The 24523-nt window shown below is 65.3% G+C and carries 24 protein-coding genes and 1 tRNA gene; 12 read left to right on the plus strand and 13 right to left on the minus strand.

All coding sequences use genetic code 11. The annotated features are described in order from the left end of the window. Positions 1–55: 55 nt before the first annotated feature. The 3 genes from JG743_RS04185 to JG743_RS04195 all read right to left on the minus strand — a co-directional run bounded on the left by JG743_RS04185 (position 56) and on the right by JG743_RS04195 (position 1934). Entirely contained in the window at positions 56–733 is a 678-nt protein-coding gene (locus JG743_RS04185; RefSeq protein WP_202298585.1) for a winged helix-turn-helix domain-containing protein, read from the minus strand. 124 nt (positions 734–857) lie between these two features. Next, positions 858–1652, minus strand: coding sequence for a COG4705 family protein (locus JG743_RS04190; RefSeq protein WP_202298586.1), 795 nt, complete (start codon positions 1650–1652; stop codon positions 858–860). A 24-nt stretch (positions 1653–1676) separates the two neighbouring features. Next, positions 1677–1934, minus strand: a complete 258-nt coding sequence (locus JG743_RS04195; RefSeq protein WP_202298587.1) for a hypothetical protein — start codon at positions 1932–1934, stop codon at positions 1677–1679. A gap of 236 nt (positions 1935–2170) precedes the next feature. On the opposite strand from JG743_RS04195, the gene JG743_RS04200 reads away from it, so the two are divergent. Then, the gene (locus tag JG743_RS04200; RefSeq protein WP_202298588.1) at positions 2171–2803 is read left to right on the plus strand and encodes a methyltransferase family protein; all 633 of its coding nucleotides are present in this window, start codon (positions 2171–2173) and stop codon (positions 2801–2803) included. Here the strand turns inward: JG743_RS04200 and JG743_RS04205 are convergent, their stop codons facing one another. Together JG743_RS04205 and JG743_RS04210 are read right to left on the minus strand one after the other, a co-directional pair. Then, a complete protein-coding gene (locus tag JG743_RS04205; RefSeq protein WP_202298589.1) occupies positions 2804–3019 on the minus strand; it encodes a hypothetical protein in 216 nt (71 codons plus the stop codon). Beyond that, entirely contained in the window at positions 3016–3765 is a 750-nt protein-coding gene (locus JG743_RS04210; RefSeq protein ID WP_202298590.1) for a COG4280 domain-containing protein, read from the minus strand. The genes JG743_RS04205 and JG743_RS04210 overlap by 4 nt, the downstream gene beginning before the upstream one ends. Before the next feature lie 206 nt (positions 3766–3971). Here JG743_RS04210 and JG743_RS04215 point away from each other — a divergent pair, with 206 nt between their 5' ends. The 4 genes from JG743_RS04215 (at position 3972) to JG743_RS04230 (ending at position 8687) form a co-directional block, all read left to right on the plus strand. Continuing rightward, positions 3972–4943 (plus strand): sugar ABC transporter substrate-binding protein, encoded by a 972-nt coding sequence (locus JG743_RS04215; RefSeq protein WP_202298591.1) that lies wholly within the window; start codon positions 3972–3974, stop codon positions 4941–4943. Between the two features lie 147 nt (positions 4944–5090). Continuing rightward, entirely contained in the window at positions 5091–6593 is a 1503-nt protein-coding gene (locus JG743_RS04220; protein WP_202298592.1) for a sugar ABC transporter ATP-binding protein, read from the plus strand. Then, positions 6590–7606, plus strand: a complete 1017-nt coding sequence (locus JG743_RS04225) for an ABC transporter permease (RefSeq protein WP_202298593.1) — start codon at positions 6590–6592, stop codon at positions 7604–7606. The genes JG743_RS04220 and JG743_RS04225 overlap by 4 nt, the downstream gene beginning before the upstream one ends. A gap of 79 nt (positions 7607–7685) precedes the next feature. After that, positions 7686–8687: a LacI family DNA-binding transcriptional regulator gene (locus JG743_RS04230; protein ID WP_202298594.1), complete on the plus strand. Its 1002-nt coding sequence runs from the start codon at positions 7686–7688 to the stop codon at positions 8685–8687. A gap of 263 nt (positions 8688–8950) precedes the next feature. Here JG743_RS04230 and JG743_RS04235 read toward each other — a convergent pair whose 3' ends face one another. Both JG743_RS04235 and rocF read right to left on the minus strand, forming a co-directional pair. Continuing rightward, a complete protein-coding gene (locus tag JG743_RS04235) occupies positions 8951–10009 on the minus strand; it encodes an ornithine cyclodeaminase (protein ID WP_202298595.1) in 1059 nt (352 codons plus the stop codon). Between the two features lie 2 nt (positions 10010–10011). Continuing rightward, the gene (gene rocF, locus JG743_RS04240) at positions 10012–10944 is read right to left on the minus strand and encodes an arginase (RefSeq protein WP_202298596.1); all 933 of its coding nucleotides are present in this window, start codon (positions 10942–10944) and stop codon (positions 10012–10014) included. A 131-nt stretch (positions 10945–11075) separates the two neighbouring features. On the opposite strand from rocF, the gene JG743_RS04245 reads away from it, so the two are divergent. Beyond that, positions 11076–11516 carry an Lrp/AsnC family transcriptional regulator gene (locus JG743_RS04245; protein ID WP_202298597.1) on the plus strand — a complete coding sequence of 147 codons (441 nt, stop codon included), beginning with the start codon at positions 11076–11078 and terminating at the stop codon, positions 11514–11516. Between the two features lie 101 nt (positions 11517–11617). Here the strand turns inward: JG743_RS04245 and JG743_RS04250 are convergent, their stop codons facing one another. Both JG743_RS04250 and JG743_RS04255 read right to left on the minus strand, forming a co-directional pair. Beyond that, entirely contained in the window at positions 11618–12424 is an 807-nt protein-coding gene (locus tag JG743_RS04250; protein WP_202298598.1) for an NYN domain-containing protein, read from the minus strand. Positions 12425–12660: 236 nt separating this feature from the next. Then, positions 12661–12735 (minus strand) — tRNA-Gly (locus tag JG743_RS04255). A gap of 225 nt (positions 12736–12960) precedes the next feature. On the opposite strand from JG743_RS04255, the gene JG743_RS04260 reads away from it, so the two are divergent. The 5 genes from JG743_RS04260 to JG743_RS04280 all read left to right on the plus strand — a co-directional run bounded on the left by JG743_RS04260 (position 12961) and on the right by JG743_RS04280 (position 16917). Then, positions 12961–13458 (plus strand): prolyl-tRNA synthetase associated domain-containing protein, encoded by a 498-nt coding sequence (locus JG743_RS04260; protein ID WP_202298599.1) that lies wholly within the window; start codon positions 12961–12963, stop codon positions 13456–13458. 85 nt (positions 13459–13543) lie between these two features. Next, entirely contained in the window at positions 13544–14515 is a 972-nt protein-coding gene (gene trxA, locus JG743_RS04265) for a thioredoxin (RefSeq protein ID WP_202298600.1), read from the plus strand. 141 nt (positions 14516–14656) lie between these two features. Continuing rightward, positions 14657–15328, plus strand: a complete 672-nt coding sequence (locus JG743_RS04270) for an LON peptidase substrate-binding domain-containing protein (protein ID WP_202298601.1) — start codon at positions 14657–14659, stop codon at positions 15326–15328. A gap of 172 nt (positions 15329–15500) precedes the next feature. Further along, on the plus strand, positions 15501–15743 hold the full coding sequence (locus JG743_RS04275; RefSeq protein ID WP_202298602.1) for a Trm112 family protein: 243 nt from the start codon (positions 15501–15503) through the stop codon (positions 15741–15743). A 241-nt stretch (positions 15744–15984) separates the two neighbouring features. Then, a complete protein-coding gene (locus JG743_RS04280) occupies positions 15985–16917 on the plus strand; it encodes an IS110 family transposase (protein WP_202292791.1) in 933 nt (310 codons plus the stop codon). Positions 16918–17119: 202 nt separating this feature from the next. Here the strand turns inward: JG743_RS04280 and JG743_RS04285 are convergent, their stop codons facing one another. The 4 genes from JG743_RS04285 to JG743_RS04295 all read right to left on the minus strand — a co-directional run bounded on the left by JG743_RS04285 (position 17120) and on the right by JG743_RS04295 (position 23891). Continuing rightward, complete coding sequence (locus JG743_RS04285) at positions 17120–20398, minus strand: error-prone DNA polymerase (protein ID WP_202298603.1); 3279 nt, start codon at positions 20396–20398, stop codon at positions 17120–17122. Next, a complete protein-coding gene (locus JG743_RS04290; RefSeq protein WP_244673058.1) occupies positions 20395–21852 on the minus strand; it encodes a DUF6504 family protein in 1458 nt (485 codons plus the stop codon). Before JG743_RS04290 ends, JG743_RS04285 begins: the two co-directional genes overlap by 4 nt. Then, positions 21812–22858, minus strand: coding sequence for an ImuA family protein (locus tag JG743_RS34095; protein WP_244673059.1), 1047 nt, complete (start codon positions 22856–22858; stop codon positions 21812–21814). The genes JG743_RS04290 and JG743_RS34095 overlap by 41 nt, the downstream gene beginning before the upstream one ends. A gap of 400 nt (positions 22859–23258) precedes the next feature. Then, entirely contained in the window at positions 23259–23891 is a 633-nt protein-coding gene (locus JG743_RS04295) for a LysE family translocator (RefSeq protein WP_202298605.1), read from the minus strand. A 136-nt stretch (positions 23892–24027) separates the two neighbouring features. On the opposite strand from JG743_RS04295, the gene JG743_RS04300 reads away from it, so the two are divergent. Next, positions 24028–24459, plus strand: coding sequence for a metallopeptidase family protein (locus JG743_RS04300; RefSeq protein WP_202298606.1), 432 nt, complete (start codon positions 24028–24030; stop codon positions 24457–24459). The last annotated feature ends 64 nt before the right edge of the window (positions 24460–24523 follow it).

Raw genomic sequence — 24523 nt, forward strand, 5'->3', positions numbered from 1 at the left:
TTGTTCCGGCGCAATTGCGGACGCAAAGCCGTTCCACATTTTTCCTGGAATGGCTCTAAAGCGGCACATGCAGGCTGTAGCCGGTGTTGCGCACCGTATGAATGAGCGGGACATCGAACGGCTTGTCGACCTTGGTGCGCAGCCGGCTGATATGGGTCTCGACGACGCTGGTCTTGGGATCGAAATGGAAATCCCAGACGCGCTCCAGAAGCATGGTGCGGGTGATGACGCGGCCCTCGCCGCGCATCAGCACTTCGAGCAGGCTGAATTCGCGCGGCTGCAGGTCGATCGTCTGTCCCTGCCTGGTCACGCGCCGCTGGATCAGGTCCATCTCGAGGTCGGCGACGCGCAAGCTTGTCTTCTGCTCCTGTGCCGCCGGCCTGCGGCCGAGCGCGTTGATGCGGGCGAGCAGCTCGGAAAAGGCGAACGGTTTCACCAGATAGTCGTCGCCGCCAGCCTCGAGCCCTTCCACCCGGTCGTCGACGCCGCCGATCGAGGTCAGGAAGATGGCCGGCGTGCGCACGCCGGCGGCGCGCACCGCCTTGATCATCGACAGCCCATCGAGGCCCGGGATCATGCGGTCGGCGACGATCACGTCATAGCCGTTGCGGGTCGCGGCAAAGAGGCCGTCGTGACCATTGCGCAAGAGATCGCAGACATGTCCGGCCTCGGTCAGCCCCCTGACGACATAGTCGGCGGTCCTCGGATCGTCCTCAACCAGCAGAAGTCGCATCGTTCCGCGCTTTTCCAATCTGTCGCGCCGGCATGCTAGCCCTGCCTGCGGCTTTTTCTTGGCCGTATCTCTTGGCCTGACGCAATTGCCGACGCAAAACGCTACACGATTTTCCTGGAATGCTTCAGTCGGCGTCGAGCAGGATGTTTTCGGCCTCATCGACGGTCTGTTTCAATGTCATGTAGAGAACCAGCGCGATTATGCAGCCGAGGAAGATAACGCTGGTGACCGTGGTGCCGAAGCCCATGCCGCCATACTCGACCGGCTGGGCAAGCAGGTCGCCGAAGGACGCGCCGAGCGGTCGGGTCAGGATATAGGCGAGCCAGAAGGCAAGGATGGCGTCGAGGCCGAAGGCGTAGTAGCCGACGGCGATGAGCACAATGACGCCGCCGAAGATGAGACCGGTGGTGAGATAGCCCAGGTCGAAAGTCTCGGCCATCAGATCGCCGGCGGCCGTGCCCAGCGAGAAGGTGAACAGGATCGCAAGCCAGTAGAAGATCTCGCGCCGGGTGGTGAAGATGGTGTGGATCGACAGGGTCCTTTCGCTCGCGTACCAGGCCAGGAAAGTCAAAGCGAGCACGATGGTGAAGCAAAATGTCGTCGTCTCCAGCCCTACGCCGAAATTGTCGACGAGATTGTCCGTAACGAGGGTGCCGACGACGCTGATCAGCACGACCGCCAGCCAGTAAGCCCAGGGCACGTAACGCTTCTGCGCGAATTGCAGGGCGAGGGCGACGATAAGGACGCCGGTCATGATGAGCGAAGTGAAGGTGAGACCAAGGCCGAGATTAACGGCCAGATAGTCGGCAGCCGTCTCGCCCATGGTTACCGCCAAGACCTTGATCATCCAGAAATCGACGGTGACGTCCGGAACCCGGTTGACCGGGGGCGCGGCGAATTCGTTGGCCGGTGACGGCATGGTTGGCTCCCTTGCGTGCGCGCATCACTTGCCCAGGATCTTCATCGCCTGGGCGAAGAAGTCGTCGGCGCGCTTGTCGTCGTCGGCATTGCAGCGCTCGATGCCTTTGGTCTCCAGTTCGGAAACCTTGTTCTTGTCGGCGTCGCTGAGCTTTGCCGTCGCTTCAGCGGAGCGCAGATCCTTGAGCGCGGTCTCGCAAGGGGTCGGCGCGGCCGATGCGGTCGAAAGCGGGTGGGCGACGGCAATCGCGGCAAGCGAAAAGGCGACAACAAATTTGGTCATGGATTTCGGGTCCTGATCTGAGCCGATCTTCGGCAGCGTCTGAAAAGATCCGCCTCAAATCCCGTGCGGCGGCAGTCACGAGGTTAGGCGCGCCAATTCACCTCAGCCTGTCCGCGGCCTTACAAATTCGTAAGAATGACCTGAAAATATCGCCGGGACCTCGCCATCGGGCGGGAGAAAGGCTAGTTGAACGGCACGTTTCCTATCGCGATGGCCGCTGGAGCAGCGAAAACAGAATGGCTTACGCTTCCCTGAAGTCGGCGCCGAAGGCGTTCGACCAGCACAAGCGCCTGATCGTCGTGCAGGTCGCCGCCGTGGTTGCCATCGGCCTGCTCCTGTTCTCAAAGCCGTTTCTCAGCGAGAGCTCGGGCGCGCACGAATCGCTGGAGCTTGCGGGCTTCATCCTAGTGCTCGGCTGCGTCCTCGGCCGTCTGTGGAGCATCCTCTATGTCGGCGGCAGGAAGAACGACGAGCTGATCGTCTCAGGTCCGTTCTCGATGATGCAGAACCCGCTCTATTTCTTCTCGACGGTCGGTGCGGTCGGCATCGGATTGATGTTCGGGTCGGTGCTGGCGGCCGTGATCCTTGGCCTGGCGAGCTTCCTCGTCTTCCGCTTCACAGCGCGCAAGGAGGCCGAGTTCCTGTTTGGCAAGTTCGGCGCGGCCTATGCGGCCTATGCCGAGCGGACGCCCCGGTTCTGGCCGAACCCGATGCTTTATCGAGACCAGGACCAGTGGCTGTTCTCCACGAGTGCGCTGAAGAGCACCTTCCGCGACGGGCTCTATTTCCTGGCGCTGTTCCCGCTGATCGAAACGGTCGAGTATTTGCGGATGAGCGGCGTCCTGCCCACCCTGTTCACCGTCTACTGATCATCGCCGCTTGCCGCGCGCCGCGCGGCGGGTGCTTTCCAGAAGGATCGCCAGGCAGCCGGCCAGGAGCAGGAAGCCGCCGATGAGCGGCGGCAGCCCGAGCAGTTTCACCGCGGCGGCGATCAGAGCGATCAGGATCAGCGCCAGCAGGGCCAGGCTGCCATCGTCGACGAACATGCCGAAGAGCTCCTTCAGCACCAGACGGACGATGTTCATCGCGCGGTCTCTCCCGCTGGCGCGGATCTGCGCAGCCAGCCGACCATGGCAAAGGAGGCAAGCGCAACGATGGCGAAGATGGCAAGCAGGGCGAAATCCTCGCCCGGCCACGCGGCGCCAAGGCCCTCGCCGGTCCAAAAGACGCCAAAGCTGGTCAGCATCAGCCCGACGATGAATTTGAGCGCGTTTTCCGGCACGCGCGCTAGTGGCCGGTGCACGGCGAGACCGATCAGCATCACCAGGATGAAGGCCGCCAGCGCGCCAAGGCTGGCGAAAAGCGTCTGGCCGTGCGCCGCGCCGACGGCAATGACGATGAACACCACCTCGACACCCTCAAGCAGCACCGCCTTGAAGGCCGCGAGCCCGGCCAGATAGTCGGCCCGGCGGTCGCTGGCCTGCTGTTGCAAGGCGGCGGTCTCCTTCGAAAAGGCCAGCTCTTCGTCGCGCAGCGCTATGATGCCGGCGCCGCGCAGGATCGCCTTGCGCAGCCAGCGCATGCCGAACAGGACCAGAAGCACGCCGACCACAAACTGCAGGACGGTGATGGGGACGAGCGCGAGCAGCGGGCCGAAGGCGACCACCAGCGCAGCCAGCACGGCCAGCGCGAGTGCCGCACCGGTCAGCGCCGGCCGCCAGCTCCGTGTCACGCCGACAGCCAGCACGATGGTGAAGGCCTCGACCACCTCGACGAAGGAAGCGAGGAAGGAGGCGGTGACGGTCGAAAGGATGGGTGTCAGATCATGCATCGGAATCGGCGGCTTGACGGCTGTCCGTCCATAGACGCGCCATGATGTTGGCGTCCAGTCGCTACAGGGTCGACTTGCCACAATGTGATGATCCGAGGCCGGGTCATTGACCTTCGCGCGGATATTGACACTTGGCAGACCGGCACACTAACCTGCGGCGTAATCGGTTACGTAACCGATTACGAACTCAATCAGTGGAGGAAAGCATGAGCAAGATTTCGAACACGCGCGGCCTCGATCTAGGCCGGTTCTCGCGCCGTCAGTTCCTCAAGACCAGCGCATTGGCTGCCGGCGCCCTGGCGCTGCCGCTCGGACCGGCCTTCGCCGCCGACAAGCCGAAGGTCGGCCTGGTCATGAAGTCGCTCGCCAACGAGTTCTTCAAGCAGATGCAGGCCGGCGCCGAGGACTACGCTGCCAAGAACAAGGACAAGTTCGATTTCGCCGCCGTCGGCATGAAGGACGAGCGCGACTTTGCCGCGCAGGTCGACGCCATCGAGAACTTCATCACCCAGAACTTCAACGTCATCGTCGTCGCTCCGGCCGATTCGAAGGCCATGGTGACGCCGATCGCCAAGGCCCTGAAGGCCGGCATCAAGGTCATCAACATCGACGTTGCGCTGGATACGGAAGCCAAGAAGAAGGCCGGCATCGACCTCGCCTTCTTCGGTCCCGACAACCGCGCCGGCGCCAAGCTCGCCGGCGATGCGCTTGGCAAGGCGCTGGGCAAAGGCGGCAAGGTGGTCATCCTCGAGGGCAATCCGGAGGCCGACAACGCCAAGGAGCGCAAGCTCGGCTTCGACGATGCGGTGAAGGAGCACGGCCTCGACCTGCTCGACTCCAAGACGGCGCATTGGGAGACCGAAGAAGCCAACACGCTGATGACCAACTTCATGACCCAGCATCCCGACATCCAGGGCGTGATGGCGGCCAACGACTCGATGGCGCTCGGCGTCGTCAAGGCGATCGACGCGGCCGGCAAGTCCGGCCAGATCAAGGTGGTCGGCTTCGACAACATCCCGGCGGTCGGGCCGCTGCTGAAGGAAGGCAAGATGCTCGCCACCGTCGAGCAGTATGGCGCGCAGATGGCGGCCCTCGGCATCGACTACGGCCTGCGCGAGCTCGCCGGCGAGAAGTTCACCGGCTGGGTCAAGACCGACATCAAGCTGATCACCGCCTGATGCATGCGCAACGGCGCCGGCATTTCAAATGCTGGCGCCGTCGCTCCGCCCCGCACGCCTCGTCATCGCCGCCCGGCAATTCCGGCGGCGATGACCGCGCGCTCTTGCCGGCTTTTGCGGTAGAAGAGCGCAACAGGATCATGCCGCATGGACGACATCATTCTTTCCCTTGAAGGGGTCGGGAAGATTTTCCCCGGCGCTGTCGCGCTGAGCGATGTGTCGCTGTCGATCGCGCGTGGCGAAACCCACATCATCCTGGGCGAGAACGGCGCCGGCAAGTCGACGCTGATCAAGCTTCTGGCCGGCATCTACCGGCCGGACAGCGGCGCGATCACCTTCAATGGCGCGGCCTACCAGCCGAAGACGCCGCATGATGCGCAGCAGAGCGGCATCCGCATCGTGCATCAGGAGCTCAACCTGCTGCCCTATCTCAGCATCGCCGAGAATCTGATGCTGGAAAGCCTGCCGCGCCGCCGCTTCGGCATCGTCGACGGCAAGGCGCTCAACCGGCGCGCCCTGGCCCTGCTCAAGGAGGTCGGGCTCGACATCGATCCAAGGACGCGCGTCGAGGCGCTTGGCGTCGCGCAGATGCAGCTGGTCGAGATTGCCAAGGCGCTGAGCTACGACAGCAAGCTTCTCGTCCTCGACGAGCCGACGGCGACGCTGACGCCGCCGGAAATCGAGCGCCTGTTCGCCATCATCAAGCGGCTGAAGACCAGGGGCGTCACCATCATCTACATCTCGCACCGCCTGCACGAGGTGTTCGAGATCGGCGACCGGGTGACGGTGCTGCGCAACGGCAGGCTGGTCGCGACCCGCGATCTGCACGGCCTCAGCGTGCCCGATCTGGTGCGCATGATGATCGGCCGCGACATCGCCGACGAATACAGCTTCGATGCCTCGATCGTGCCGGGCAAGGTCGCGCTCAGCGTCACCAATCTGAAGCGCGACGCCACGACGCCGGCCATCTCCTTCGATGTGCGGCATGGCGAGATCCTGGGCGTCGCCGGCCTGGTCGGCAGCGGCCGGACGGAAGCCATGCGGGCCCTGTTCGGCGCCGACGCCAAGCTTGACGGCGTCGTCGAGATCGACGGCAGGCCGGTGGCGATCGCATCACCCAGGGACGCGGTGCGGCATGGCTTGAGCCTGCTTACCGAGGACCGCAAGGGGCAAGGCCTGCTGCTCGACCTGCCGGTTGACAAGAACATCACCATCACCGATCTCGGCAAGGTTTCGCACCATGGGCTGGTCAACCGCAGGGCCGAGGCCGCGGCGGCCACCGACCTGGTCGGCCAACTGCGCGTCAAGGCAAGCTCGATCGAGCAGGCGGTGCGCAACCTTTCGGGCGGCAACCAGCAGAAGGTGGTGCTGGCCAAATGGCTGTTCCGCGGCACCTCGACGCTGATCCTCGACGAGCCGACGCGCGGCGTCGACATCGGCGCGCGGCGCGAAATCTACCAGCTCTTGTGGATGCTGGCGGCGGCGCAGAAAGGCATCATCATGGTGTCGTCCGACCTGCCCGAGCTGATGGGCATGTGCCACCGCATCATCGTCTTTTCCAAGGACAAGATCGTCGGTGAGGTGCCGCGCGCCGAATTCGACCAGGAGCGCATCCTGTCGCTCGCCTATCAGGAGTATGTGAGACCATGAGCGAGACGTCCGAAGCTGTCGTGTCGGCGCCTGTTCCCCCCGGCAGGGCGAAATTCCTGCGCTTCCTGATCCGCGACGCCGGCGTGCTGCTGGCGCTGGTGCTGATCACGATCTTCTTCTCCGTCAGCGCGCCCTATTTCGCCACCTCGGGCAACGCGCTGAAGATCTTCGTGCAGATCGCCATCAACACGGTTCTGGCCGCGGGCATGACCTTCGTCATCCTCACCGGCGGCATCGACCTTTCCGTCGGCTCGGTGCTGGCGCTCTGCACGGTGGTCGGCGCCACCATCATGATCGACGAGAGCCTGTCGCCGGCGGTGGCGATCACGCTGGCGCTCATCGCCTGCATGGCGACGGGCGCTGCCTGCGGCTTCCTCAACGGCTGGATTTCGACGCGCTGGAAGATCCCGTCCTTCATCGTCACGCTAGGCATGCTCAACATGGCCGCGGGCGCCGCCCGCGTGGTCAGCGACAATTCGACCATCACCGGCCTGCCGCAAAGCTTCGTCGATTTCGGCAATCTGATCATCGGCGGCTTCCTGCCCTCGATCTTCCTTGTCGCGGTGCTGGTGATCGCGGTCGGCTGGTTCGTGCTGCGCTTCACCGTCTTCGGCCGCATGATCTTCGCCGTCGGCACCAATGACGAGGCGGTGCGGCTCTCCGGCCACAATCCGGATTTCTACAAGGTCGCGGCCTTCACCATCAGCGGGCTGACCGCCGGCATCGCGGCGATGGTCTATCTGTTGCGCCTCAACATCGGCAGTCCGATCGCCGGCGTCGGCTACGAGCTCAATGCGATTGCCGCCGTCATCATCGGCGGCACCAGCCTCAGCGGCGGCAAGGGCTCGATCGTCGGCACGCTGGTCGGGGCCTGCATTCTGCAGGTTCTGAGCACCGGTTTGCAGCTGCTCGGCGTCGGTGACAATTTCAAGCCGATCGTGATTGGGCTTGTCATTGTGCTCGCCGTCATCCTAGACGCATATCGGGAGAGGCTGTTGCGCAAGATCCGTTAGAGCAATTCCAGGAAAAGTGCGTAGCGGTTTTCCGTCCGGAATTGCCTGGGAAAATGTGGGAGCGCTGGGACCAGGGGCCATGACAACGATTGCCGATGTCGCGCGCTATGCGGGAGTGTCCGTCGCAACGGTCTCGCATGTGATGAACCGCACGCGCCATGTCGAGCCGGAGACGGCCGAGCGCGTGCGCGCGGCGATCGCGGCGCTGCGCTACAGCCCGAACTCGCTGGCGCGAAGCCTCAGGCGCGGCGAGACCAAGACCATCGGCCTGCTTCTGCCGGACAATTCCAACCCGTTCTTCGCCAGCGTGGCGCGCCAGATCGAGGATGCCGGGTTCGTCGCCGGCTACACGGTGATCCTGTGCAACTCCGACGGCAGCGCCGAAAAGGAAGAGCGCTATCTTTCGGTGCTGATGGCCAAGCAGATCGACGGGCTGATCTTTGCCGGCTCGTCCGACCATGCGCGGGTGTTCTCGCAGCTGTCCGCCGCAGTGCCGGCGGTGCTGCTCGACCGCGAGATCCATTCCGTCAATGTCGACACCGTGCTGGTCGACCACGATCACGGCGGCTATCTCGCCGGCCGGCACCTGGTCGGGCTCGGGCACAAGCGGATCGGCGTCATCGGCGGCCCGCGCGATTCGAGCTCCAGTCCTGCCCGCCTGCGCGGCTTTGTGCGGGCGCTGGGGGAAGCGTGCGTCGAACTGCCCGCGGATGCGGTGGTCGATTCCGACTATCATTTTTCCGGAGGCCGCCTGGCGATGGAGCGGCTGCTGGCGCAGGCACCCGACATCACGGCGGTGTTCGCCTGCAACGACCTGATGGCCATGGGCGCCATCACCGCGCTGCGCTCGCGCGGATTGCGCGTTCCCGACGACATATCGATGATCGGCTTCGACGATATCCCCTACGCCGTCACCACCTGGCCGCCGCTGACGACGATCGCGCAGCCGGTGGAGAAGATCGGCACGCGGGCGGTGAGCCTGCTTTTGGAGCGCGTCGCCGAGCCGGCCGCGCACTCGCGCCGGGAAGTGCTGATGCCTGTCCTCATCGAGAGGGAAAGCTGCGCGCCGTTGCGCGGGTAGGTGTTGGCGACATCAAGGAGGTCGCTGCCCTTCATCTCCTGCCGGCACCTCTCCCGAATATGGCAGCGCCAGCCCCCTCTCCGTCCGCTACGCGGCCACCTCTCCCCCATTTCATGGGGGCGAGGAACCGCTAACCGCTGCCGTCGCGGCATTGAAAAGCTTGGGTTCCTCGCCCCCACAAGGTGGGGGAGAGGTGGCTCGGCGAAGCCGAGACGGAGAGGGGGAGCGCCCTATGCGACTAAAGCAGCCGTCGGCGACAGGCCTCAAGCCGCCGGCTGCATGGCTGCCCTCAGCAGCATGCCGAACAGGTCGCGCGGCTCGTCGGGATCGGCGAGCAGGTCGAGCTCCTCATAGAGGCCGGTGGCCTGAAGCTGGTCGCGGACGTAGCGCAGCGCGGAAAAATCCTCAGTGGCGAAGCCGACCGAATCGAACAGCGTGATCTGCTCCGGAGCCTTGCGCCCTTGCGCGTTGCCGGTCATCACCTGCCACAGCTCGGTCACCGGATGGTCGGCGTCGAGCTGCTGGATCTCGCCCTCGATGCGCGTCTGCGGCGGGAACTCGACGAAAATGTCGGAACGCAGCAGGATGTCGCGATGCAGCTCGGTCTTGCCGGGGCAGTCGCCGCCGACGGCGTTGATGTGGACGCCGGAGCCGACCATGTTGTCGGTGAGGATGGTGGCGTACTGCTTGTCGGCCGTCACCGTGGTGATGATGTCGACGCCTTCCACCGCGTCCTGCCCCGTCGAACAGATGGTGATGTCAAAACCCTTGCCGGCGAGGTTGCGGGCGCATTTTTCGGAGGCCGAGCGGTCGATGTCGTAGAGCCGCAGCCGGTCGATGCCGAGCAGCGCCTTGAAGGCGATGGCCTGGAATTCGGACTGGGCGCCGTTGCCGATGATGGCCATGGCTTGGCTGCCCTTGGGCGCCAGGTACTTGGCCGCGACGGCGGAGGTGGCGGCGGTGCGCAGCGCCGTCAGGATGGTCATCTCGGTCAACAGCATCGGATAGCCGGAGCCGACATCGGCGAGCACGCCGAAGGCGGTGACCGTCTGGCGGCCCTCGCGCATGTTCTTCGGATGGCCGTTGACGTATTTGAAGCCGTACATCTTGCCGTCGCTGGTCGGCATCAGCTCGATGACGCCGTCATGGCTGTGCGAGGCGATGCGCGGAGTCTTGTCGAACAGCTCCCAGCGGCGGAAATCCTCCTCGATATAGGCGGCGAGCTCGGTGAGGAAGCGCTCGACGCCGATGGTGAGCACCAGCTTCATCATGCGGTCGACGCTGACGAAGGGGACGATGGCAAGGCGGGACGGCTGGGTCATGGTCAGATGCTTCCGGAATGGCTGCGGGTCGGGCGGTCCATGATGCGGCGGCCCATCAGGCTGGCGGTGAGGTCGACCATCAAAGTGGCGGTGCGGCCGCGCTCGTCGAGGAACGGGTTGAGTTCGACAAGGTCGAGGCTGGAAACCAGGCCGCTGTCGGACAGCATCTCCATCACCAGATGCGCCTCGCGGAAGGTGGCGCCGCCGGGCACGGTGGTGCCGACGGCCGGCGCGATCGACGGGTCGAGGAAGTCGACGTCCAGGCTGACATGCAGCAGGCCGTTGTCCTCCTCGACGCGGGCCAGGAAGGCGCGCAGCAGCGGCGCGATGCCATGCTCGTCCACGGCGCGCATGTCGTGCACGGTGACGCCGGCTTCGTTCAGCGCGCGACGCTCGGCCGGGTCGACGCTGCGCAGGCCGATGGTGCAGATGCGGGCTGGGTCGACGGCCGTGGGCAGGTCGGGGAAATAGCCCTTGAAGCCCGCCTGCCCGCTGGCATAGGCGAGCGGCACGCCGTGCAGATTGCCGCTGGTGGTGGTGTCGAGCGTGTGGAAATCCGGATGCGCGTCGAGCCAGAGCACGAACAGCGGCCGGCCGAGCTCGGCGGCCCGGCGCGCGACGCCGGACACCGTGCCGGCGGAGATCGAGTGGTCGCCGCCGAGGAAGATCGGCATGGCCTCCCTCGAGGCAGCATAGGCGGTCTCGGCGATCGCCGCCGTCCAGGCGGAAATCTCCGGCAGGGCTTTCAGCGCGAGGTTGCCGTGGACGACGGCGCGCGCCTCAGCCTTCTCGACCGTGCCCCAGTCCTCGACCTGATGGCCGAGTTCCGCCAGCACCGAGACGAGCCCCGCCGTGCGCAGCGCGCTCGGCCCCATCTCGCATCCCATCCTGCCCGCGCCGTCCTGCACCGGCGCGCCAACGATCCTGCAGCGCATGATTCTTTCCGTCCTTGCGATTGATTGCGCGATTGGATCATGGTGGCCCGGCGGTTTGAACAGGCGAAATTGGCATTTCGAGAAGAACATTCTATCATATTGCGCAGATAGATTGATCAAAGTGAGCAATCATGGATACCCTAGACGAAAGGCTGGTGACGCTGCTGAGGCACGATGCGCGGCGCAGTGTCTCCGATCTCGCGGTCGATCTCGGCGTTTCGCGCGCGACGGTGCGATCGCGCATGGAGAGGCTGGAAAAGGCGGGCGAGATCATCGGCTATACGGTGGTGCTGCGCGCCGACGCGGTCGACCAGCGCATACGCGGCGTGATGATGATCGAGATCGAGGGCCACGCCGCAGACCGCGTGATCAGGGCGCTTGACGGCTTTCCCGAGGTTTCCACCATCCACACCACCAATGGCCGCTGGGACCTGGTGGTCGAGCTCGGAACGGCGTCGCTGACCGATTTCGACGCGGTGCTGCGTCGCATCCGGTTGATCCCAGGGATAACGGGGAGCGAAACCAGCCTGCTGCTGGCGACGCCGAGGACGACAAGGGCGCGGCTGGCGTAGGGCCCGTGGCAGCTTACGCGTCGATCCCGAAGTGGCGCTTGCAATTAGCGGTCAGATCAGGAGCGACCAAAAGCGAAACTGCCGCCCATGTCCATACTGGCTCAGCTCATCTTCAGGCGCACCATAACAACCTTCGGCTGGTCGCCCGAGCGCTCTACTTCGAGAATACCGGAAGCGTCCGCCAGATCGCTCAATCGCGCATAGCCGTAATTTCTGGCGTCGAAGTCTGGAGATTGCTTTGCCAGATGAGCGCCCACGCGCCCGAGGTTCGCGCGGCCGTCCTCCTCCGCCGATGCCTCCACTGCCATCTGGAGCATGCTCAGAGCGGCCTCGTCCAGCCTACCACTCGCGGCTCCACCCTGCGCTGGACGGGCCTTTTCTGCTTCGTTTCTGACGGGTACCGGAGCAGCCTTGGCGGGCTTCCCAACGGCCTTCTCTCGGGTGATCTGGGTTGTCTGCGGCGGCTCTGCTGTCGCGCCGCCGAGCACATCGACATATATGAACTTGTCGCAGGCCGTGATGAACGGTCGAGGCGTCTTGCGTTCACCGAACCCGTAAACGGTTATGCCCTGTTCACGGATACGTGAAGCGAGCCTCGCGAAATCGCTGTCGCTCGAAACGATGCAGAAGCCGGAGAAACGCCCCGTATAGAGCAGGTCCATCGCGTCGATGATCATCGCGCCGTCGGTCGCGTTCTTGCCTGTCGAATAGGCGAACTGTTGTACGGGTTGAATGGAATGCTCAAGCAGGCATTCTTTCCAGCCATTGAGGTTTGGCTTCGTCCAGTCACCGTAGATTCGCCTGACACTTGCTGTGCCGTAATTTGCGATCTCCGCGAGAAGCCCCGAGACGATCTTCGGTGATGCGTTGTCGCCGTCGATCAAAAGCGCCAGTGTATCGCTTGCCATTCCGCCAACTTTCCCTCTGCCGGTCATTCACGATAACCCGGATTTCAAGTTTCCGGCAGTGAGCGTCGCGTCCACGTGGTTGAGTAGTTGAGGTCAGCAGGGCAATAGGCCTGATAACGGCGCAGTAACCCGGACCTCCCGAGCCGTTCTCGTCAATGCTGCTTTCGGTCGGCCCCAAACGCGAAAAAGCCGCGGAAAACCGCGGCTTTTCGTTTGCTTGATCCCCGGAGGGAAACTGGAGCGGGTGAAGCGATTCGAACGCTCGACCCCAACCTTGGCAAGGTTGTGCTCTACCCCTGAGCTACACCCGCTCACGCGGCCTCGGGCCGCAAGCCGCGCCTATATGGCTGAAGAGCGCGGCGATTGCAACAGGGAAATGACGAGCTTTTTACTATAGCTCGACAGGGCTACAGGCTCCCTTTGCGGCAGATGCAGGATTTGTCGCCGCGCCCCGCCGATGGTCTTGTCTCCGTGCCGTGATTGGCCGTAAACGGCGTAGCCGGAGCCGAGATCAAGCGGGACAGAAGAGAGATTCCATGCCGAAGACCGAAGCCGAGCTCAATGCCTTTCTTGCCGACCTCGGCATTGCCGTGTCGACGGTGCGCCATCCGCCGCTCTACACGGTCGCCGATTCGCAGGCGTTGCGTGGCGAGATCGCCGGCGGCCACACCAAGAACTTGTTTCTCAAGGACAAGAAGGACAATTTCTTCCTCGTCAGCGTCGGCGAGGAGGCGGAGGTCGATCTCAAGCAGATCCATCATCTGATCGGCGCCGCCGGCCGGGTGTCGTTCGGCAAGCCGGAAATGCTGATGGAGCTGCTCGGCGTCATCCCGGGCGCGGTCACCGTCTTCGGCCTGATCAACGATAGCGAGCGGCGGGTCAAGGTCGTGCTCGACCAGGAGTTGATGAGCCACGCGGTCGTCAACGCGCATCCGCTCACCAACGAGGCGACGACCTCGATCGCCGCGGCCGATCTCGTCAGATTCGTCGAGGCAACCGGACACGATGCTGTTATCTTGAAAGTCTCGGCTTGATCGCCACATGGATGGCGAAAACTGACCTAGGCAAGGATTGTCGCGCCTCCCCGCTGGCCGGCGGCGCGACTGGAAGGGCAACGACATGAGCGACAACAATCCGTTCGGCAACAGTGCCGGCCAGTATGCCACGACCGTGCAATATGGCGGCGGCGACCCCAAGCCCTCGCTCGGCGAGGGGCCGGCCGACCTCATCAAGGATACCACGACGGCCGGCTTCGCCGCCGACGTCATCCAGGAATCGCGCCGCCAGCCGGTGCTGGTCGATTTCTGGGCGCCGTGGTGCGGCCCCTGCAAGCAGCTGACGCCGCTGCTCGAAAAGGCGGTCAAGGCCGCCGGCGGCACGGTCAAGCTGGTCAAGATGAACATCGACGATCACCCCTCGATCGCCGGCCAGCTCGGCATCCAGTCGATCCCGGCGGTCATCGCCTTCAAGAACGGCCAGCCGGTGGACGGCTTCATGGGTGCCATCCCCGAGAGCCAGATCGCCGAATTCATCAAGAAGGTCGGCGGCAAGAATAGCGCCGGCAACCAAGTGGCCGAGGCGCTGGCGGCGGCAACCGAAGCGCGCGGCGCGGGCGATGTCCAGACCGCCGCCGACATCTATGATGCCATTCTCGAACAGGCGCCGGAGACGATCGAGGCGATCGCCGGGCTGGGCGAGTTGCTGTTCGAGGCCGGCGACACGGAAGGCGCCGAGGCCGTTCTGGCGCGGGCGCCGGAAGACAAGAAGGACGCGCCGCCGCTCGCCGCGCTGCGCGCCAGGATCGCGCTTGCCGCGCAGGCAGCCTCGCTCGGCAATCCGGCCGAGTTCGAGCGGCGCCTTGCCGCCAATCCGGCCGACCACCAGGCGCGCTTCGACCTGGCGATGATCCAGAACGCCCAGGGCGAGCGGACGCAGGCGGCCGACAATCTACTGGCGATCATCAAGGCCGACCGGGGCTGGAACGATGATGGCGCCAAGGCGCAGCTCTTAAAATTCTTCGAGGCCTGGGGCATGACCGACGAGGCGACGCTGGCGGCGCGGCGCAAACTGTCGTCGCTGCTGTTTGCCTGAGGCCGTTCGCCAGCTGTTTTTTCCGGATGGGCTTGCGGCCGGACGCAGGTGCGCCATGTTAGAGCGACGCGCGACCCCGGCTTAGGGCCGGGGATGGAGGAGATCGCGGGTTTGAGACGCTTCAGGCGATCGGAGGACTGATTGCAGGCGGGAAACGCGCATTACCGGCGTGGGGCGGATCTGCCGGCGACGATCCCGGTGTTTCCGCTTGCCGGCGCCCTGCTTCTGCCCGGCGGGCGCATGCCGCTCAACATCTTCGAGCCGCGCTACTTGCAGATGGTTGACGAAGCGGTCGGCGGGGCGCGGCTGATCGGCATCATCCAGCCCAGCCTCGATGGCGCGCTGCGTGACGACGGCGAGCCGGACCTGTGCAATGTCGGCTGCGCCGGCCGCATCATCTCGCTGACGGAGACCGGCGACGGCCGCTACCTGATCTCGCTGCAGGGCGTTTGCCGGTTCCGCATCACGCATGAGATCGTCGCCAAGACGCCGTTCAGGCAGTGCCGCATCGCGCCCTTCCTCGCCGATCTCGACGAAGACCGCGCCGGCGGCGAGGTCGACCGGCCATCGCTGCTCAAGGCGTTCCGCGCCTATCTGCAGGCCAACGACCTCGAAGCCGACTGGGAAAGCGTCAGCCGCGCCGAAAACGCCATGCTGGTCAACGCGCTGTCGATGATGGCGCCCTATGGCCCGGCCGAGAAACAGGCGCTGCTCGAGGCGGCGGACCTGAAGACGCGCGCCGAAACGTTGATTGCAATCACCGAAATGGCGCTGGCGCGCGAGAATGAGGATTTTGGCTCGAGCCTGCAGTAAGCTGTGTCGATATCTAGGCGAGGCCGGACTGCAAATGGCGGTTTCCTGCGCTTCCGGTGCTCGCGTACTTTTAGTGCGCTCCGCTCCGGTTCTCGGAAGCCACCATTCTCGACCCGGCCTGACCTGACTCTCAACACACCTTGAGCCGCAGTTGGACAAAGGAAAAAGCGCGATGGCTGCGGATGGGCGTGACGGACAGAAGGCCAGTGTCGATCCGAAACTGTTGGAATTACTGGCCTGCCCGCTGACCAAGGGTCCGCTGACCTGGGATCCGGAGCGGGGCGAGCTGATCTCGCGTGTGGCCAAGCTCGCCTATCCGGTGCGCGACGGCATTCCGATCATGCTGCCTTCCGAGGCGCGGACGATTTCCGCCGAGGATCTGCTGTCGCCGCCACGGCTGAGCGGGCCGGCGTGAACGGGGGAACACCCTTCGAGGTTGGCTAGGCCCTCCCTCTCGTCGTCATCCTCGGGCTTGACCCGAGGATCCTGTGTGTTTGCTCAGTGCTATGGTTGAAGTGGGAAGGAGGCCGAGAGGATCCTGGTCGTCCCTTCGAGGACAGGCCGCGGCATGGCTCGGTCCCTTCCCACCAATGAACCATCAACCTGAACAGTTGCACGGGGCTGTCTTCAGCAGACCCCGCACCACAGGAAGAGGCATGGCCATGATAGTGCAGAACTATGTCGGCTGCGACATCTCCAAAGCGAGGCTCGACTTCTTTGATGAGGCAAGCGGCCGCTACCAGCGGATCGCCAACCAGGCTGAAGCGATAGAAGCCTATGTGGCAGGCCTTTGCGCTGGTCGTGACTTCGTTGTCATGGAGGCGACCGGGGTCCATGACCGGCTGCTGCGCCATGCGCTGGGCAAGGCCGGCATTGCGTTCTCGCGGCACAATCCGGCGCACACCCACCACTACGCGAAGTCGGCGACCCAGCGCGCCAAGACCGATCGTCTCGATGCCCGGATGCTGAGCAGCTACGGTCGTCGCTACCAGCCTGCGGCCGAGGCGGCACCTTGCGAGAAAGGCGAACGCCTTCAGTCGCTTGCCCGCCACCGCGACCATCTTGTTGAGATCCGGGCAAGGTTGAAGAGATATCTCAGCGAGGCCTTCGATGAGGACGTCATAACCGAGACTGAAAGTCTGATCGCCGACTTCGACACACGCATCGATGCACTCGAAAGCCGGATTGCCAAAGCCATTCGCGAAGCCGAGGACACCGCTCTCGACTACACGCTGATGGTCTCTGTACCAGGCGTCTCCACCATCACCGCGCTTTCGCTGCTGGCCCACATGCCCGAGCTCGGCCGGCGCTCGCCCAAGTCGATCGCGGCACTTGCAGGCCTTGCCCCGCTCGACAACGAGAGCGGCAAGGCCAAGCGCAAGAGCAAGATCAGCGGTGGCCGCCCGCGCGTGCGCCGCGCCCTCTACATGGCGGCGCTGGGCGCCATCCGCGCCAACGATCGCTTCAGAACTTTCTACACTGCGCTCGCCGCGCGCTCCGGATCGAAGAAACTTGCCATCGTCGCTGTCGCAAGGAAGCTCCTAGTCACTCTCAATGCCATCATTCGAGACAAAACGGCCTTCGCATGAACACAGTTGCCATGCCGTAACAGTTGCCGAGGAACGCGGCGGAACAGAATTCCTGCACCGCTGCGGCGCTTTGACGTCACGGCATGGATCCTGGGGTCTGCGCCGCGTCGCTTCGCTCCTTGCTTCGCCCCAGGATGACGACGGCATGGATGTCTCAGCCAATCTCGATAGCATTGGCATGATGACGTCGTTGGGGCCGCGCCTACTGAAAATTGCGACCCTTGGGCATGACGCTCTCCGCCTTGCCGGACAGCGTTGCGATGTCCGGAGGGGCAGGCAAAGCCGGCGTCATCTCCTCCAAAAGCACGGTCAGCCAGGGCGTCAGATCCTCTATCTTCTCGGCGACGATGTGGATGACGCCTGATTCCTGCTGCAGCTTGCCGGTGACGCGCACGAAGCGCGCGCCCATGACGATCGGCCGGAAGCGGGTGAAGGTCCTCTCCCAGAAAATGATGTTGGCGACGGAATTCTCGTCCTCCAGCGTCAGGAAGATCGCGTTGCCCTTGCCGGGCCGCTGGCGCACCAGCACCAGGCCGGCGACGGAGACGCGCCTGCCGTCCGGCACGGCGGGCAGGCGCGCATTGGGGGTGACGCCGGCGCGGTCGAGCCGCTCGCGCAGGAAAGCCACCGGATGCGCCTTCAGGGACAGGCCGAGCGAGCGGTAGTCGTGGATGACGTGCTCGCCGAGCGGCATTTGCGGCAACCTGGTCTCCGGCTCCAGCTCGCGCAGGCGGACCGTCGGCTGGTCGAACAGCGGCAGCTTCTCGGCGGCGCTCTTGCCGTCGAGCGCGCGCACCGCCCAGAGCGCGGCGCGGCGGTCGAGGCCGATCGAGCGGAAGGCGTCGGCCTGCGCCAGCTTTTCGATCTCGCCGACATCGAGGCCTGAGCGCAGCCAGACGTCGCGCACGGTCTCGTAGCCGGAGCCGCGCCGGTCGACGAGCTGCTTCATGCGCTCCTCGGACAGGCCCTTGATCTGGCGGAAGCCGAGGCGGACGGCATGGCGAGTTACGATGACGCCGCGCATCCCGGCATGGCGGGCAAGCACGCGGGCCGGATCGAAGGCCGTTTGCTCCAGCGTGCAGTCCCAGACGGAGAAATTGATGTCGACCTCGCGCACCTCCACACCATGGTCGCGGGCATCGCGCACGAGCTGCGCCGGCTGATAGAAACCCATCGGCTGCGCGTTCAGGATCGCGGCGCAGAAGACGTCGGGATAGAAGGTTTTGAACCAGCAGGAGGCGTAGACCAGCAGCGCGAACGAAGCGGCATGGCTTTCGGGAAAGCCATATTCGCCAAAACCTTCGATCTGCTTGAAACAGCGCTCGGCGAAGTCCTTGGTGTATCCCCTATCAACCATGCCGTCGATCATCCGCCGGCGGTAATTGCCGATCGTGCCGGTGCGCTTGAAGGTGGCCATGGCGCGGCGCAGTTCGTCGGCCTCGCCCGGTTTGAAACCGCCGGCGACAATGGCGATCTTCATCGCCTGCTCCTGGAACAGGGGCACGCCCAGCGTCTTGCTGAGGATCGCCTCCAGCTCTGGCTTTTGATACTCGGGCGCCTCCTTGCCTTGCCGACGGCGCAGATAAGGATGGACCATGTCGCCCTGGATTGGACCTGGCCGAACGATCGCCACCTCGATGACAAGGTCGTAGAAATCCTTCGGTTTGAGCCTTGGCAGCATCGACATCTGGGCACGCGATTCGATCTGGAAGACGCCAAGCGTATCGGCGCGGCCGATCATGTCGTAGACACGGCGATCCTCCTCCGGGAGGGTGGCCAGCACATAGGGTTGGCTATAGGCGTCCCGCGCGTCCGGATAATGCTGCGTGAGCAGCGTGAAGGCCCGCTTCAGGCAGGTCAGCATGCCGAGCGCCAGCACGTCGACCTTGAGGATCTTGACCGCGTCGAGGTCGTCCTTGTCCCATTCGACCATCTTGCGCTCGTCCATCGCCGTCTTGACGATGGGCACGACCTCGTCGAGCCGGTCCCTGGTGATGACGAAGCCGCCGACATGCTGCGAGAGGTGGCGGGGAAAGCCCATGATCTCGTTGGCATGCTCGATCACCTGCCTGGCCAGCGGATCGGTGCGGTCGATGCCGCCGGCGGCTGCCTCCTTCTCGCCGAGCTCGGAGGTCGACCAGCCCCAGATCGAGCTGGACAGCGCGGTGCGGACATCCTCGGAGAGGCCCATGGCCTTGGCTACTTCGCGCAAAGCCGAGCGGCCGCGATAGCTGATGACGGCGGCGGCGAGCGCGGTGCGCTTGGCGCTGTATTTTTGGTAGATATAGGCGATGACTTCGTCACGCCTTTCATGCTCGAAGTCGACATCGATGTCGGGCGGCTCGTTGCGCTCCTCGGAGATGAAGCGCTCGAACAGCGTGTCGATCCGGTCGGGGCCGACTTCGGTGATGCCGATGCAGAAGCAGACGATGGAATTGGCAGCGGAGCCGCGGCCCTGGCAAAGGATATGCTGGCTGCGGGCGAACTGGACGATGTCGTAAACGGTGAGGAAGTAGCGCGCATAGTTCAGGCGCTCGATCAGAGCGAGCTCTTCCTCGATGCGCTGCAAGACGGAAGCGGGGACGCCGGCCGGATAGCGCGTGGCGGCCCCCTCCCTGGCCAACCGCTCAAGCTCGGCCTGTGGCCCGAGGCCGGATATGGTCGGCTCGTCCGGATAGTTGTACTGCAGGTCGCTCAGCGAAAAACTCAGCTCGCCGGCGAAGCGCAGCGTCTCCGCCAGCGCCTGCGGGTGACGGCGGAAAAGCCTGGCCATTTCCTGCGGCGGCTTCAGATGACGCTCGGCATTGGCCGCCAGCTCCAGCCCCACCGCGGCGACGGGCGTGTTGAGGCGGATCGCGGTGAGCACATCCTGCAGCGAGCGGCGCCCGGCGCTGTGGTAGAGGACATCGTTGGTCGCCATCAGCGGCATGCCCAGCCGATCTGCCATCGCCGCCGCCTGCTCGATGCGGAAACGGTCGTTGCCGCGATAGTCCGGCGAGACGGCAAGCCGAAGGGCGCCGCCGAAGCGATCCTTCAGCCGGCTAAGCATCGCAAGGCCGGCCTCGACGTTTGCGGACAGCTCGGGCAGGACCGCCAGCGACATCAAATCCCCCCATTCGAGCAGGTCGCCCAGCCTCAACAGCGTCGCGCCCTTCTCGTTCTCGTCGCGCAGATTGGCCTGCGTCAGCATGCGGCACAGATGCCCCCAGCCGGCGCGGTCGCGCGGATAGGCAAGGATGTCGGGCGTGCCGTCGCCGAACACCAGGCGGCAGCCGGGATGATAGGCAAGCGTCTCCACCCTGGCCTGCTGCCAGGCGCGCACGACGCCGGCCACCGTGTTGCGGTCGGCAAGTCCGATCGAGGAGAAGCCGAGGAATTTCGCCGTCACCACCAGCTCCTCCGGCTTGGAGGCGCCGCGCAGGAAGGAGAAATTCGACTGGATGCCGAATTCGGCATAGGCGGTGGCGGCGAGCGCGTTCATGCGAAGACCCCGTGCATGAACCAGCGCGGCGGCGTCTCGGACGCGCCGTAAAGACCCTGGCGGTAGAGCCAGTAACGGCGGCCGTCGCTGTCCTCGATGCGGAAATAGTCGCGGGTCGGCGCTTCCCCATCGCCGGGCAGTTGACGCCACCATTCCGGGGCGATGCGTTCCGGCCCCTCGGCGCGGGTGACGCGGTAGAGCGCGCGCCGCCAGCGGAAATTCATCGGCGGTCCCTCGGGCATCTCGGTGGCGGGCACCTCGATCGGCTCGGGCGAGGAAAACAGGCGGATCGGCCGCTCCGGCGGATAGATGGTCGCCGGCGGAACGGTGCGCTCAAGCCGTTGCCGCGGCGCGCGCCTTTGCGGCGCCTCGGAGAAAGGGACGATGGCGACGGCGCGCTCCGGCAAATGGCTCTCGACGGTGACTGGCCGCAGCACCGCGGCCTCGCCGAGGCGGGCGCGGACGCGGTCGGCGAACAGCGCGATATCGGCGTCGTCGTCGTTGGCCTCGCCGGTGAGGTCGGTCTGCTGCATATCGAAGGCCGCGGCCGACAGCACCGAGAGGCGCACGAGGTCGAAACCGTAGCCGGCGTCGATGTCCTGTTCGAGTGCGGCAAGCCGCTCATGGAAGAGTCTGCGGATCAGCGACGGCTCGCGCAGCGGGCGCGAGGTGCCGACGGCGATGCGGCTGACGGCGCCGTCGACGCGAAAGAGCAGCAGCGCCAGCGCCCTCGCGCCCTCGCCGCGCCGTTCGAGATCGCTCTTCAGCGCCGTGGCCAGCCGGCTCACCAGCCGCTCGATGTCGTCGGTCAGCACGACCGGCTCGGCAAGGTGGCGCTCGACCGAGAGCGGCGCCACCGGCAGGCGCGGCGACACCGCCTCGTCGAGGCGGCCGAGCGCCTGGTCGAGGCGCAGCAGCAGAGAGGCGCCGAAGCGGCGGGCAAGCGGCGCGCGGGGCGCCGCCATCACCGCGCCCGTCGTGCGCAGGCCGACGCTTTCCAGGCTGGCGCGGGTCTCAGGCTCGATGCGCAGTGCTGAGAGCGGCAAGGGCACCAGAAGCGCCTCCTCCTCGCCGACCGCGACGATGCGGTCGCCATGAAAATGCGCCGCCGCCCAGGCGGCGCCGGGCGTCGAGGCGAGCCCGGCGCGGACATCGAAACCCTGCTGGAAGAAACGGGTGAGGATCTCGTCCTGCATGGCGCGTTCGCCGCCGAACAGATGCGTGCAGCCGGTGACGTCGAGGAACAGGCCGTCGGCGCCGTCGATCGCCACCAGCGGCGTGTAGCGGTCGCACCAGTCGGCGAGGCCTTCGAGCAGGCGGCGGTCGGCCTCGGGATCGGCCTCGACGATGTCGATCATCGGGTGCATGGCGCGCGCGTCGGCGATGCCCATGCCGCGCTTCAGATGCAGCGCCTCAGCCCGCTCGTCGAGGGCGGCGATGCGCTGGGCGTTCATGTCGCGATGGCTGATCACCAGCGGTGGGTGAGGTGAGCGCCGGCGATCCGACGGCCGGGAACGCCAGGACCGTCCCAGGCGCTGGCGCAGGATGCGGTCGGCGGCGAGATGCGGAAACCACAGCGACAGGATCCTTTGCCCGTTCTTCCTGGGCGCTTCTTTCCTCGAATGCGTGTTCATCGGGGTTCCACTCCAGTGTGAATTGTCCGGGCAGCGCCGTGCGGCTCTTGCCGATGCCGACGGTGAAGGCGGGGCGGCCGATCGAGCCGGCCAGCGGCCCGGCGATGGTTGCGCGGCCTGCCGAGGGTGCGGCCGACACGATCAGGCGCACGGGCGCCGCGGTCGGTTCGGCCTCGCCGGCCTGACGCAGCAGGAGGACCGGGCGGCCGGCGTCCTGGGCGCGGGCGTGCAGCCGCCGCGTCGCGGTGAGGTCGAGGATCCGCGGGCTGCCGCGGATCTCGAGGATGACGGCGGCGAGCGCCGTCATGCGGGCGGCTTCCTCGGCGATCCACAGCGCGTCGAGCAGCCTTGGCGCCTCGGAAAACAGCAATTGTTCCGGCGCGATGCCGAACAGGCCCTGCAGCCCGCCGGCATAGGGAAAGCCGGCCTCGCGGAAAATCTCCGACGTGCCGATCCACAGCACGGGCGATCCCGGCTGCCGCGCGAGGATCAGGCTGGCAAGCGACAGGGCAAAGCCGGCGACGGCTCCGGCGTCGCGGGTCTCGGCGCCGTGGATCTCGCTCAGCGCCGCCTTCGGCAGGCCGCCGCCGAGCGCTGCGTCGAGCGGCTCGATGCCGGTGCGCAGGAAGGCATCCGGCGTCGCAACGGCAAGGCCGCGCCGAACCACCGTGATATCGGCGATGTCGGGAGCGCCAGGCGACGCGCCTGCCGGCGCGGGCGACGCGCCGGCCGGCGCCGCCAGGCGCTCGGGCAGCGTTCCCTCGATCTTCGCGATCTGGCGGCGCAGGGCAAAAACAGTCTCCCGCGCCACGGCGGTCATCGCCATGACGGTCAACTTTCAGCAGCATTGTTCCTGTTATGTTCTTATAGATTCCAGAGGGTGCCCCAAGAGTCAAGCAGAGTCAGAAGGAATTTATTCCTTCGTTAAGTGGCAGCGGGGCCTACATTCGGCTTGGTCGCAGCCATCCGTGATTTCGTCATCCCTGGGCGAAGCAGCCGCGCAGCGGCGTCGCGGAGAACCCTGGGATCCATTCCGTTACCTCGGACGTGGAGCGTGACGGTGCAGAAATTCTGCACCGTGGCAACGCCTCAATGTCGCGGCATGGATCCTCGGGTCTGCGCCGCGTCGCTTCGCTCCTTGCTCCGCCCGTGGATGACGAAGGCGTCTCGGCCAATCGCCAAGGCATACAGCTCGTCACGACCCATCAAACATCTGCCCCGCGGAACTAGCGCTGGCCACCGAAGGCCAGCCGGGCCGCAAGCCCTGCAAATACGGTTCCCAGCAACAGTTGGGGCGCCCGCTGAAACCGCGTGCGCCTCGACAGTGCCGCACCGATCCGGCTGGCGGTCAGGATGACCAGGCCATTGACGACCAGCCCGATCAGGTTGAGCACGGTCGCCAGCACCAGTATCTGCCCCGCCACCGAACCGGCTTGCGGCTGCACGAACTGTGGGAAAAGCGCCAGCACGAACAGCGCCATTTTCGGGTTGAGGAGATTGGTCAACAGCCCCTGCCGGACGATGCGCCCTTGCGAGTAGCGCGCGAGGCCGGCGACCGGCGCAAGCGCTGCTCCGTCGGAACGGAACGCTTTCCAGGCGAGATATGCCAGGTAGGCGGCGCCGGCATAACGCACGATGTCGTAGGCGATGGGAGCGGCAAGGAACAGTTGCGACAGGCCGAAGGCAGCGGCGAGCGCGTGGCAATAGGTGCCGGCGGCGATGCCGACATAGGTCGCCAGGCCCGCGGCGCTCCCCTGGCTGGCGCTGCGGGATGCGATCAAAAGCATGTCCGGCCCCGGCGTCGCGGTCAAAGCGAGGCAGGCAATCGCGAAAAGTCCAAGGGTGGAAAGGTCCGGCATGGGGAGCTCCTGATACATGGCCGGAACTGACCCGCACTCGATTCCCCGGCAGCAGCAAAGGATATGAAACAGCAATTGCCGCATCATTTGCCTCGACCGGCGCGAAAGCCTATATGCCGAGGTCAAAGGACAAAGAATGGCCCGCATCTACCAGACCCGCACCTGGCACGACCAGCTTTCGCCGTCGATGGAGGAGATGGAGTTCCTGGCGCTGGAGACTTACGCCCATCTGCCGGAGGATTTCCGCAAGCTGACCGGCGAGATCGTCATCCTGATCGCCGACTTCCCGACCGACGAGATCATGGACGACCTGTCGCTGGAGACGCCGTTCGACCTGCTCGGCCTCTTCGAGGGGCGCGGCATCGCCGAACGCTGGAACCCGCAGACCGGCGAGGGGCCGAACCGCATCACGCTCTACCGCCGCGCCATCCTCGACTATTGGGCCGAGAACGAGGACACGCTGGGCGACATCGTCACCCATGTGCTGATCCACGAGATCGGTCACCATTTCGGCCTGTCGGACGACGACATGGAGCGGATCGAGGAGGCGGCGGAGCAGACGGCGTGAGCGCGTAGCGCCATTCCGGCCGAGTTCCTTCGCCCCCCCCTCTGCCCTGCCGGGCATCTCCCCC

It is taken from the genome of Mesorhizobium sp. 131-2-1, assembly GCF_016756535.1.
Lineage (GTDB): Bacteria > Pseudomonadota > Alphaproteobacteria > Rhizobiales > Rhizobiaceae > Mesorhizobium.

Coding starts and splice junctions, on each gene's coding strand:
- JG743_RS04185 (WP_202298585.1), bottom strand. CDS start 733: ATGCGACTTCTGCTGGTTGAGGACGATCCGAGGACCGCCGACTATGTC.
- JG743_RS04220 (WP_202298592.1), top strand. CDS start 5,091: ATGGACGACATCATTCTTTCCCTTGAAGGGGTCGGGAAGATTTTCCCC.
- JG743_RS04210 (WP_202298590.1), bottom strand. CDS start 3,765: ATGCATGATCTGACACCCATCCTTTCGACCGTCACCGCCTCCTTCCTC.
- JG743_RS04300 (WP_202298606.1), top strand. CDS start 24,028: ATGGCCCGCATCTACCAGACCCGCACCTGGCACGACCAGCTTTCGCCG.
- JG743_RS04245 (WP_202298597.1), top strand. CDS start 11,076: ATGGATACCCTAGACGAAAGGCTGGTGACGCTGCTGAGGCACGATGCG.
- JG743_RS04200 (WP_202298588.1), top strand. CDS start 2,171: ATGGCTTACGCTTCCCTGAAGTCGGCGCCGAAGGCGTTCGACCAGCAC.
- JG743_RS04215 (WP_202298591.1), top strand. CDS start 3,972: ATGAGCAAGATTTCGAACACGCGCGGCCTCGATCTAGGCCGGTTCTCG.
- JG743_RS04190 (WP_202298586.1), bottom strand. CDS start 1,652: ATGCCGTCACCGGCCAACGAATTCGCCGCGCCCCCGGTCAACCGGGTT.
- JG743_RS34095 (WP_244673059.1), bottom strand. CDS start 22,858: ATGGCGATGACCGCCGTGGCGCGGGAGACTGTTTTTGCCCTGCGCCGC.
- JG743_RS04285 (WP_202298603.1), bottom strand. CDS start 20,398: ATGAACGCGCTCGCCGCCACCGCCTATGCCGAATTCGGCATCCAGTCG.
- JG743_RS04290 (WP_244673058.1), bottom strand. CDS start 21,852: ATGAACGCCCAGCGCATCGCCGCCCTCGACGAGCGGGCTGAGGCGCTG.
- JG743_RS04295 (WP_202298605.1), bottom strand. CDS start 23,891: ATGCCGGACCTTTCCACCCTTGGACTTTTCGCGATTGCCTGCCTCGCT.
- JG743_RS04260 (WP_202298599.1), top strand. CDS start 12,961: ATGCCGAAGACCGAAGCCGAGCTCAATGCCTTTCTTGCCGACCTCGGC.
- JG743_RS04280 (WP_202292791.1), top strand. CDS start 15,985: ATGGCCATGATAGTGCAGAACTATGTCGGCTGCGACATCTCCAAAGCG.
- JG743_RS04225 (WP_202298593.1), top strand. CDS start 6,590: ATGAGCGAGACGTCCGAAGCTGTCGTGTCGGCGCCTGTTCCCCCCGGC.
- JG743_RS04235 (WP_202298595.1), bottom strand. CDS start 10,009: ATGACCCAGCCGTCCCGCCTTGCCATCGTCCCCTTCGTCAGCGTCGAC.
- rocF (WP_202298596.1), bottom strand. CDS start 10,944: ATGCGCTGCAGGATCGTTGGCGCGCCGGTGCAGGACGGCGCGGGCAGG.
- trxA (WP_202298600.1), top strand. CDS start 13,544: ATGAGCGACAACAATCCGTTCGGCAACAGTGCCGGCCAGTATGCCACG.
- JG743_RS04205 (WP_202298589.1), bottom strand. CDS start 3,019: ATGAACATCGTCCGTCTGGTGCTGAAGGAGCTCTTCGGCATGTTCGTC.
- JG743_RS04275 (WP_202298602.1), top strand. CDS start 15,501: ATGGCTGCGGATGGGCGTGACGGACAGAAGGCCAGTGTCGATCCGAAA.
- JG743_RS04230 (WP_202298594.1), top strand. CDS start 7,686: ATGACAACGATTGCCGATGTCGCGCGCTATGCGGGAGTGTCCGTCGCA.
- JG743_RS04195 (WP_202298587.1), bottom strand. CDS start 1,934: ATGACCAAATTTGTTGTCGCCTTTTCGCTTGCCGCGATTGCCGTCGCC.
- JG743_RS04250 (WP_202298598.1), bottom strand. CDS start 12,424: ATGGCAAGCGATACACTGGCGCTTTTGATCGACGGCGACAACGCATCA.